This window comes from Novosphingobium sp. MBES04 (assembly GCF_000813185.1).
Taxonomy (GTDB): Bacteria; Pseudomonadota; Alphaproteobacteria; order Sphingomonadales; family Sphingomonadaceae; genus Novosphingobium; species Novosphingobium decolorationis.
Genome location: NZ_DF850488.1, coordinates 1,700,580 through 1,707,318, shown reverse-complemented (window position 1 = coordinate 1,707,318; position 6,739 = coordinate 1,700,580). Strand labels below are relative to the sequence as shown.

Here is a 6,739-nt window from a genome sequence, read left to right as displayed (position 1 = left end):
AAAACGCCGCCGATGCCGCTCGCCCAAGCTACGCTGCCTGCATCAAATCGCAGCCGATCCAACCGGGGCCCGCAACCTCATGAATAACGTGGGCTAAGCCTAGGTGGCCGACGATATTCGAATCACTGCTGACTATTCAAAAAGTGAAGCGCGCCTCGACATTTGCCTTAAGAAAACGGCCTATAGCGGTGATTTTTGCCTTAAAAAACCAATATTGGTCCGACCTTTCAAACATATTGCCGATCCGAAAATTGATCATTACGTATTAGCTATACGCACACTCGAAGATGCGTAATCGATGAGAGGTTTGGCATCACCCATTCCCCGCATTCGAGATGAGCGCACACCGTCGACTTTCGTGACGAGGCTCGCTTGCTAAGCACTGTTGACCGATGGTGTTTAATGAGGCGCGCCGGTCAGACGGTTGCAACGAAAAAAGACTAACGAGCTGGCGAATAGTGCCTGCGAGATGGAGAGAGCTATGAACGAAACGGCTTTTGCGCAGACGCTGCATGGTCAAAAAGGGCACGAAGTCCACTTACCACGCAATCGCATGCTGATCGGTGGCGAATGGACTGAAAGCGCCGATGGGCAATGCATCGATGTGGAAGATCCGGCCACCGCCGAAATCTTCACCCGCGTCCCGGCAGGTTCTGCCGAGGATATTGACCGTGCTGTAAGCGCCGCGCGAAAGGCATTTGAGTCCGCAAGCTGGGCTCGCATGCGTCCGCTCGATCGCGGTAAGATCATCGAAAATATCGCCCGCAAGATCGAGGAGCACGCCGGGGAACTGGCGCTTCTGGAAAGCTACGACAACGGCAAGGCGGTGCATCACGCGCTCGCTGTCGATGTGCCGGCGGCGGTCGACATTTTTCGCTATATGGCGGGCTGGACGTCCAAGATCGGCGGGCAGGTCAATCCAATTTCCGGCGACGGGCAGCAATACCACAGCTATTCCGTGCGCGAGCCAGTGGGCGTGGTCGGCCAGATCGTGCCATGGAACTATCCGCTGGCGATGGCCGCGTGGAAAATCGCCCCGGCGCTGGCGGCAGGCTGTACGATCGTCCTGAAGCCATCGGAACTGACGCCGCTGACCGCGCTTCGACTGGCTGAACTCGCGCTCCAAGCCGGGTTGCCAGAAGGCGTGCTCAACGTGGTCACGGGCTATGGGCAGGATGCCGGGCAGGCATTGGTCGAACATCCCGGCGTAGACAAGATCGCCTTCACCGGTTCAACAAGGGTCGGCAAGCAGATCGTGCGCACGGCGGCCGATGATCTGAAACGCGTGACTTTGGAGCTCGGCGGTAAATCGCCTTCGCTGATTTTTGCCGATGCGGACCTCGAAAAGGCTACGCTCGGGGCTGCGCTCGCCATCTTTTTCAACTCGGGTCAGGTGTGCCTCGCCGCTTCGCGCCTCTTCGTCGAACGATCGGTCTATGATCAGGTGGTCGAGAGCCTCGCAAAGGTGGCGCAAGGCTTCAAGCTGGGTCATGGCCGTGATCCGGAAACGATGCTGGGGCCGCTGGTGTCGCGTGCGCAGCAGATCCGCGTGCTCGACTATATCGAACAGGGCCGGCAGTGCGGCGCCGAAGTCGTCACCGGCGGCGGGACCGGCGGCAAGGACGGCTATTTCGTAGAGCCGACGATCTTCGCCAATCCGGACCGCGATGCAAGCATCGTGCGCGAAGAGATCTTCGGCCCGGTCCTTGTCGCAACGCCGTTCGACGATGTCGAGGAGGTGGTGAAGGCTGCCAATGACACGCGCTATGGACTGGCGGCCAATATCTGGACCCGCGATCTTTCGCGCGCGCATCTTACCGCACGTCAACTGCAGGCCGGCGTGGTCTGGATCAACACCCACGGCATGAACGATCCTTCCGCGCCTTTTGGCGGCGTGAAGGAATCCGGCTGGGGCCGCGAGGTCGGGGAAGAGGGCTTGCTGCACTACACCGAGACCAAGACGGTGACAGCTTTGCTTGGCGAATGAGCGCGAACACGGCTGCCTTCACAACAGCAAAAAGACGGGAGACATGAGTGAATGAGTTGGTTTTCGACGTGTTTGGCGGCGTGTAGGCAGCCTGCTCACCGCTGCCATCGCCATGCGACGATGGCCAGAATGCGACCATGATCGTCGGGCCGATTTGCGCCTGACGCAGAAGGATCAAGGAGAAGAAGATGAAGGCTGCCATACTCAATAATCTGGACGGAACGTTTCAGGTCGGCGAAATCGAAATCGACGAACCCCGCGACCACGAGGTGCTGGTCGAGGTGAAGGCATCGGGCCTTTGCCATTCCGATCTTCACTTTGCCGAGACCGATTTCGGCGTGCCGCTCCCCGCCGTGTTGGGGCACGAACTGGCCGGCATGGTGATTGCGGTCGGATCCGAAGTCCGTGAATTCGCGATCGGGGACCATGTCGTCGGTTCGCTGATCCAGTTCTGTGGCCATTGCCGAGCCTGCAATTCTGGCAAGACCTATCAATGCACCCATCCAGAAGAGACGCTGCGCGCCGATGAGGGTGAGAAGCCGCGCCTGCAAGGTGAAAGCGGGGCCGTCACGCAGGTTTTCGGTACTGGCGCCTTTGCGGAAAAGGCGCTGGTGCATGAAAACCAGCTTGCCAAGGTGCCGAAGGAATTGCCGTTCGCGCAGGCCTCACTGCTGGGCTGCGGCACGATCACCGGGGCAGGGGCGGCGATCAATACCGCTTCTGTCCGCCCGGGCGATACGGTTGCCGTGATCGGCATCGGCGGCGTCGGGCTTAACGTTATTTCGGGTGCGAAGCTGGCGGGCGCAGGGCGCATTGTGGCGATCGACATGCAGCCGAAAAAGGAAGAGCTTGCCCGCAAGTTCGGTGCGACCGATTTCATCGATGCGTCTTTCGGCAATTCTGTCGAAGCGTTGCGCACGCTTATACCGGGCGGCGTAGATCACGTTTTCGAAGTGGTCGGCATCAAGGCGACGTCGGAGCAGGCCATCCAAATGGCGCGCAAGGGCGGGGGTGCCTATCTGATCGGCGTACATGCGCCAACATCGACCATCGACGTCAATGTCACGGTCGATCTGTTGACCAACCAGGTCGATCTTCGCGGTGTCTATATGGGGTCGTCCAATATCAAGCACGACATCCCGATGTATGCCGAGTTGTATCTTCAGGGTAAGCTCAACCTCGATGATCTGATTTCGCGTGAGATCGGGATCGAGGAGATTAATGAGGCCTATGCGGAGCTGAAGGGCGGCGCGATCGCCCGCAGCGTGATTACCTCGTTCTAATCGAAGCGTTCATCATGGGCAAAAGGAAAGGAGCGGTGCCAAAGCGCCGCTCCTTTTTAGTGGGGCAGAATCTTTTCCGTCAGGAAGCCAAAACCGGTTCGTCAGGCCGCTATACCCTGACCTTCTTCAGCCTCGGCCATGGCGCTGAGCAGGCGGCGAGCCTGGTTCACGGCGCCGTCGCTGGCAATGCCGACGAAGGGGCGGCCGGGATCGTCGTTGATCCGCGCCTGTTGGAGAGCAAGCGTCTCTTCGTCTTCGGTGATCGTGTCGAAGAACTGATCGAAAAGCTTGTCAGGCACACCGGTCGCCGGATTGGCCGTGGTGCAGATCGTCCACAAATAATGGCTGGTCGTTTCCGTTTCCGGCGTGATGAAATGGTTATTGGCCAGTTCAAAGCCATTATCACGCCGGCCTTCATAGGCGCCGGTCCCCGCATCGCAGCCACCCGCATTGACGCGCAGGGTCATGCCCCGGGCGGGTTCGAAGCGCACTTCCTGCCAGCGATCGACCCGGCCCTTGAAGCCGCCGGCATCGATATAGGAACGCGGCGGGACCGAGTTGGGCATCTTGCGCAGAAGTTCCACGCGCTTGCCGTCAAACTCTACCTTAGTTTCCGCGCCATAATGCTGTTCCGGGTTACCGCCAATGGTGCCCGCATGGATGTAGGGCACATGGGTCAGGTCCATGATATTGTCGACGATCAGCTGCCAGTCGGCCTGCACCGGGAAATTATAGGGCCGCCAAGTCCACTTCGGATCGTTGTGTTCCGGGCTATCGATGATCTGTGCAGGATCGGCCAGTTCGGCATCGCCCATCCAGATCCAGATCAGATGATCCTTTTCGACCACCGGATAGCTGCGCACATTGGCGGCAGGCGGAATACGTTCCTGGTTGGGGATGCGCGCGCATTTGCCGTCGCTTCGAATTCGACGCCGTGATAGGCGCAGCGGATGCGGCATCCGTCTACGTGACCGGAACTGAGAGGCATTGCGCGGTGGCTGCACCGGTCTTCCAGTGCGGCGATCTTGCCGTCCTCGGTGCGGAACAGGACAACCGCCTTATTCAGGAACTTGCGTGCAAGTGTCTTGCCAGTCACAATCTCGGCGGCAAAGGCGGCGACATACCATGTGTTCTTGATGAACATGACTCTCTCCAGATAATTCCTGCCGATCTGAGCGGCACTGTTCTGATCTGTATTTTCAGTATGCTGCCATGCTGCGCGCAAGCCAATTCCAATAGCATAATGCCATAAGATTTTCGGGATGGAGGGGGTATGAAATTCAGCGCCGTTGTGGTGTGTAGGCGGGCGAGGCGCAATTTCACGGGTCTGAATGGTATTTGCGAAATTGAATAATTGCGATTTGCTTAGATAATAAATTTGCTATTTTCAATACGTTGCTTGGCCGCCGGCAACGCAATTTTTCTCTAGCAGCCGGTTTGGAACGGCGCTCGCTTTGTCGCCTGCCTCAGAATTGGCCGACATCACTCTTGCAATGGTAGGACCATTATGCTTTTTCAGTGTTGAGAGTGATCGAAACATCTGAAAGGCACATCATGGACTTCGAACTTCCCGATGAGATCAAGGATTTTTGCAAGGCGACAAAGGCCATCGTCAACGACCTGCTGCCGCTGGAGCGCGAATTCGTTGAGACTGGCGTGGTCCCGCCGATCGTTCGCCAGACCCTAGTCGATAACGGATACTTCGGCATGGCCTTGCCCGAGGAATATGGCGGCCTTGGGCTTGGCGCTCTGGCGCAGGCTGCGGTGCAGATCGAGCTTGCGCGCCTTCCCCCCCAATTCTGGACCGAAATTCGCCCACTGATGGGTCCGGGCGCGAAGAACATCGCCTATCACTGCACTGAAGCGCAGAAGGAGATGCTGATCCCGGGAATGGCAACTGGCGAAATTCCGGTAGCCTTCGCTCTCACGGAGCCGGGTTCGGGGTCTGATCCCGGTTCAATGCGCACCACCGCGACGCGCAATGCCGATGGCTGGGTGATCAATGGATCGAAGACCTATATCTCGAACGGCAAGAACGCGAAATTTGTCACGGTCTATGCCTACACGGACAAGAGCGCAGGTGCTCGCGGCGGCATCTCGGCCTTCTTGATGCCGGCGGATACGCCGGGCTTTTCGGTGTCGGGCGTGATCGAGCTGATGGGTACTTCGCCGGCCGTGTACGAACTGACATTCGATGAATGTCAGGTGCCTGCCGACGCTCTGATCGGCGAAGAGGGCAAGGGCTTCAGCTATGCGCTTGAATGTTTGAACGAAGGCCGCATGAATGTTGGCGCGACGGCAGTGGGAATGGGCGAATATGCGCTCGAACTTGCGACTGAAGAAGCGAAAGTTCGCCCGGCGTTCGGCAATGTCATCGCCGATTTTCAGGCAATTCGCCATTATCTGGCCGGTATGGCGACCGACATGCGTGCCGCGCGCCTGATCCTGCTCGATGCCGCATGGCGCTATGATCAGGGCGAAAAGCGCCGCGAACTGGCTTCGATGGCGAAGCTGTTCGCGACCGAGGCGGGCGGCCGTACGGTCGATACCGCGCTGCAGATTTATGGCGGCGCGGGCTATTGCAAGGGCTATGCGATCGAACGGCTCTATCGCGATATCCGCATCACGCGGATTTATGAGGGTTCTTCGGAAATCCAGAAGAACACCATCGCAAAAGAACTGCTGCGCTGATTCACCTCTGCATTGAATAGGATAGGCTTATGAAGGCCCTGGTGCCCGTGAAGCGGGTGATAGACTACAACGTAAAGCCTCGGGTGAAGGCGGATGGGTCGGGCGTCGACCTGTCGAACGTGAAGATGAGCATGAACCCGTTCGACGAGATCGCGGTGGAAGAAGCGATCCGGCTGAAAGAAGCGGGCAAGATCGACGAGATCGTGGCCGTCTCCATCGGCCCGGCAAAGGCGCAGGAGACGCTGCGCACGGCGCTGGCAATGGGCGCGGATAGCGCGGTGCTGGTCGAGACGGACGAGGCGGTAGAGCCGCTCGCGGTGGCGAAGATCCTGAAGGCCGTGGCCGCAGAGGTCGAACCGGGCCTGATCATCCTTGGCAAGCAGGCGATCGACGACGATGCGAACCAGACCGGCCAGATGCTGGCCGCGCTGATGGACCTGCCGCAGGGCACGTTCGCCAGCAAGGTCGAGGTCGAGGGTGATCACGTCAGCGTGACTCGCGAAGTCGATGGCGGTCTGGAGACGGTGAAGCTCTCGCTCCCCGCGATCGTGACGACCGATCTGCGCCTGAACGAGCCGCGCTACGCTTCGCTGCCCAACATCATGAAGGCGAAGAAGAAGCCTCTCGAGACCAAGGCCCCGGCCGATTACGGCGTGGACATCGCGCCGCGCCTCAAGACGCTGACCGTCGCCGAACCACCCGTCCGGCAGGCGGGCGTGAAGGTGGCCGACGTCGACGAACTGGTCGCTAAATTGAAAGCCATGGGAGTCGCATGATC

General features: G+C 59.0%; 6 protein-coding genes. 4 read left to right on the top strand and 2 right to left on the bottom strand.

Features of this window, described 5'->3' with window-relative positions; translation table 11 throughout:
- The first annotated feature begins 481 nt into the window (after positions 1-481).
- Together MBENS4_RS07350 and MBENS4_RS07345 are read left to right on the top strand one after the other, a co-directional pair.
- Positions 482-1,987, top strand: a complete 1,506-nt coding sequence (locus tag MBENS4_RS07350) for an aldehyde dehydrogenase family protein (RefSeq protein ID WP_304413560.1) — start codon at positions 482-484, stop codon at positions 1,985-1,987.
- 188 nt (positions 1,988-2,175) lie between these two features.
- A complete protein-coding gene (locus MBENS4_RS07345; RefSeq protein ID WP_039389745.1) occupies positions 2,176-3,270 on the top strand; it encodes a Zn-dependent alcohol dehydrogenase in 1,095 nt (364 codons plus the stop codon).
- Between the two features lie 101 nt (positions 3,271-3,371).
- Here the strand turns inward: MBENS4_RS07345 and MBENS4_RS07340 are convergent, their stop codons facing one another.
- Both MBENS4_RS07340 and MBENS4_RS26535 read right to left on the bottom strand, forming a co-directional pair.
- The gene (locus tag MBENS4_RS07340) at positions 3,372-4,118 is read right to left on the bottom strand and encodes an aromatic ring-hydroxylating dioxygenase subunit alpha (protein ID WP_242404828.1); all 747 of its coding nucleotides are present in this window, start codon (positions 4,116-4,118) and stop codon (positions 3,372-3,374) included.
- Entirely contained in the window at positions 4,097-4,414 is a 318-nt protein-coding gene (locus MBENS4_RS26535; RefSeq protein ID WP_242404827.1) for a Rieske 2Fe-2S domain-containing protein, read from the bottom strand. Before MBENS4_RS26535 ends, MBENS4_RS07340 begins: the two co-directional genes overlap by 22 nt.
- A gap of 410 nt (positions 4,415-4,824) precedes the next feature.
- On the opposite strand from MBENS4_RS26535, the gene MBENS4_RS07335 reads away from it, so the two are divergent.
- The gene (locus MBENS4_RS07335; protein WP_039389743.1) at positions 4,825-5,961 is read left to right on the top strand and encodes an acyl-CoA dehydrogenase family protein; all 1,137 of its coding nucleotides are present in this window, start codon (positions 4,825-4,827) and stop codon (positions 5,959-5,961) included.
- Between the two features lie 29 nt (positions 5,962-5,990).
- Entirely contained in the window at positions 5,991-6,737 is a 747-nt protein-coding gene (locus MBENS4_RS07330; RefSeq protein ID WP_039389742.1) for an electron transfer flavoprotein subunit beta/FixA family protein, read from the top strand.
- Positions 6,738-6,739 lie beyond the last annotated feature (2 nt).